Source organism: Thermococcus sp., from assembly GCF_027066465.1.
Lineage (GTDB): Archaea > Methanobacteriota_B > Thermococci > Thermococcales > Thermococcaceae > Thermococcus.
In genome coordinates this window covers 1-3000 of sequence record NZ_JAMONU010000038.1, presented here as the reverse complement: position 1 = coordinate 3000, position 3000 = coordinate 1, and the positions used below count along the sequence as shown (strand labels likewise).

3 protein-coding genes are annotated in these 3000 nt (G+C 56.1%); all 3 read right to left on the bottom strand.

Annotated elements, in window-relative coordinates:
• A complete protein-coding gene (locus MVK46_RS01715) occupies positions 1 to 1143 on the bottom strand; it encodes an amidohydrolase (RefSeq protein WP_297534797.1) in 1143 nt (380 codons plus the stop codon).
• Positions 1144 to 1268: 125 nt separating this feature from the next.
• Positions 1269 to 2141 (bottom strand): zinc metalloprotease HtpX, encoded by an 873-nt coding sequence (locus tag MVK46_RS01710; protein ID WP_297534795.1) that lies wholly within the window; start codon positions 2139 to 2141, stop codon positions 1269 to 1271.
• 75 nt (positions 2142 to 2216) lie between these two features.
• On the bottom strand, positions 2217 to 3000 hold a 784-nt coding region (locus MVK46_RS01705; RefSeq protein WP_297534794.1), incomplete at its 5' end, for a TCP-1/cpn60 chaperonin family protein.

Here is a 3000-nt window from a genome sequence, read left to right as displayed (position 1 = left end):
TCACCAGTCCGCTTCGTGAATAAGCTCACCCTCGGCGAAGACGTGCGTCGGGTAGTTCTCGAGGTTGAACGGGTCTCCGTTCCAGACAACGAGCGAAGCCCACTTGCCCTTCTCTACGCTCCCGAGCCTGTCATCGACGCCGAGTATCTTCGCGTTGTTGTGGGTGATTACCTTTATCGCTTCCGCCTTGCTCATGCCGAGCCTTATGAAGTGTCTGAGCTGGAGGTAGAGGTTCGCCTGGAGCGTGACCGGGTGGTCGCTCATGAGGCCGAAGAGAGGCCTGACCTCGAGCAAATACCTGGCGTTCTTCCAGTCCTCGTGCTTGAGTTCCACCTTGTATGGGTGGCTGTCGAATGGGCCGTAGATTACGGGAACGCCCTCGGCTTTAATCTTCTCGAAGGTCTCCCTACTATGGACGTCGGCGGCGTGCTCGATTGTTATCTTAAGTCCGAACTTCCGCTTTATCATCAGCAGGGCAGCGATGTCGTCCTCTTTATGCACATGAACGCGGAGTGGAAGTTCACCCTTGAGGACGGGGATTAGCGCTTCAACGGTCGGCTCGACCTCCTCAGGCTCCTTCTTGCCCTTTTCGATGAGTTTTATTGTCTTCTGAGTCTTGATGAGCCAGTTGAGGAGGATTCCAATGGCCCCCATTCTCGTGGTCGGCCTCGTTCCCTTCCACTCAGTTGTGGAGCGAGGGTTGTAGCCGAAGGCAGCTTTAACGCCCGCGTACTGGACGAAAGCATCCTCGATGTCGCGCCCGTAGTTCTTTATGAAGACGGCCTTTCCGCCGATGATGTTTCCGCTTCCCGGCAGAACCGAGGAGTAGAGCACGCCGAACTCGATGGAGTGCTTAAACGCTTTGTCGTCCATGTAAATGGAGTAGAGCGCATCGACGAGCGGAAGAACCGAGTCCATCTGCTCGTTGGCCTCGCCCTCCTGGTAGGGTTCCCCATACCTGTCCATTCCAATGTGGCTGTGGCCGTCTATGAAGGCAGGAGTAACGACACCCTCGGCGATTACTTCTGCATCCTTCGGTTTCTCTTTGGTTACATCCACGATGTTTTCCTCGAAAACGACGTAGACGTCCCTTTGGACGTTGCCGAGACCGTCGTAGAGAAGGGTTGCCTTCACGGCTTTCACGTTCATCACCGTTAAGAATTGAGAGCTAACGTTTAAATGCATATCGTCAAGAAGCCCAACCGGCAGTTTTCAGCAGAATTGCATAAATAAAGAATTGAGGGATTAAATAATTATGCAAAAATGACTCAGAAGTTGGGGACGTAGCCCATCTCCTCGGCTATCTTCCTGAGTCTCTCAATCCTCTTCTCGGTCGGCGGGTGCGTTGAGAACAGCTCCGCGATGCCCATCCCCCTAAAGGGGTTGATGATGAACATGTGGGCGGTCGCCGGGTTACCCTCACGCATCGGCCTGTAGCGGACGGCCTGCTCAATCTTGAGGAGCGCGCTCGCCAGGGCCCAGGGCTTCCCGCTGAGCTTGGCGCCCCCCTCATCCGCCAGGTATTCCCTTGAGCGGCTTATCGCTGCCTGAATCAGAAGGGCCGCTATCGGGGCGAGTATTGCCACGAGTATTGCCACTAAAAGATTGTCGCCGTCCCTGTCGTCGTAGGCTCCAAATATCGCTATCCAGCGCGCCCAGTAGGCGAGTTGCATTATCGCCCCGGCCATCGCGGCCGCAACGGTTCCTATCAGTATGTCCCTGTTCTTAATGTGAGTCATCTCGTGACCGAGAACTCCCTCAAGCTCGTCCCTGTCGAGGATTCTGAGAAGGCCCTGAGTTACCGCCACAACCGCGTGCTTCGGGTTTCTGCCGGTGGCGAACGCGTTCGGAGTCTCGGTCGGGATTATCGCAACCCTCGGCGTTGGCAGTCCCGCCCTCTCCGCAAGGCCTCTCACTATTGCGTAGAGCTCCGGCGCCTCTGTCTCGTCCACTATCCTCGCGTTGTACCAGCTCAGCACGATTTTATCGCTGTACCAGTAGGTTATGAAGTTGAAGAGCATCGCGAAGAGGAACATTATCAGCGCTAAGTTCGGGCCGCCGAAGAGGTAGCCTATTCCCATGAGCAGTCCCGTAAGGATTGCCATCAGCAGGCCCGTTCTAATCCACATCTCGAACCCCATGCCCCTCACCTATCGGGGGGTTGAAAACGGAGGAAATAAAACCTTTTGGTTCAAAAGTGGGTAAAGAAGAGGGCGTCACATGCCCATACCCATGTCCATGCCGCCCATTCCACCGGCCATCTCGTTGCCCTCTTTGCCCTTGCTGGGCTTAGCCGCGATGACGTCGTCGATGCGGAGTATCATTATTGCCGCTTCGCTGGCGCTCTTGATGGCCTGCTTAGTAACCCTGAGGGGAGCGATGACTCCCTTCTCCATCATGTCGGCCGGCTCGCCTTCGAAAACGTCTATGCCTATCCCGAGGCCCTTGTTCTTGTGCTCGCTGATGACCTTGACCATTATGTCAACCGGGTCGAGTCCGGCGTTTTCAGCCAAAGTCTTCGGGATTATCTTGAGAGCCTCTGCAAAGGCCTCAATGGCCAGAGCTTCCTTGCCGCCGACCTGCTTGGCGTACTCGTCGAGCCTGATGGCGAGCTCGATTTCAGGGGCGCCGCCGGCCGGGAGTATCGCACCGTCCTCCATGACGTCCTTGACGACCTTGACGGCGTCCTCAAGGGCTCTCTCGACTTCATCAACCACGTGCTCGGTTCCACCGCGGATGAGTATGGTTACCGCCTTCGGGTTCTTGCAGCCTTCAACGAATATCATGTTCTCGCCGGCGACCTTCCTCTGCTCGACGAGCTCAGCCTCACCGAGGTCTTCGCTCGTTAAGTCCTTAACGTTGGTCACAATCTTCGCTCCGGTGGCCTTCGCGAGCTTCTCCATGTCACTCTTCTTGACCCTCCTGACGGCCATTATGCCATACTTAGCCAGGTAGTGCTGGGCCAGGTCGTCGATGCCCTTCTGAACGAAGACAACGTTG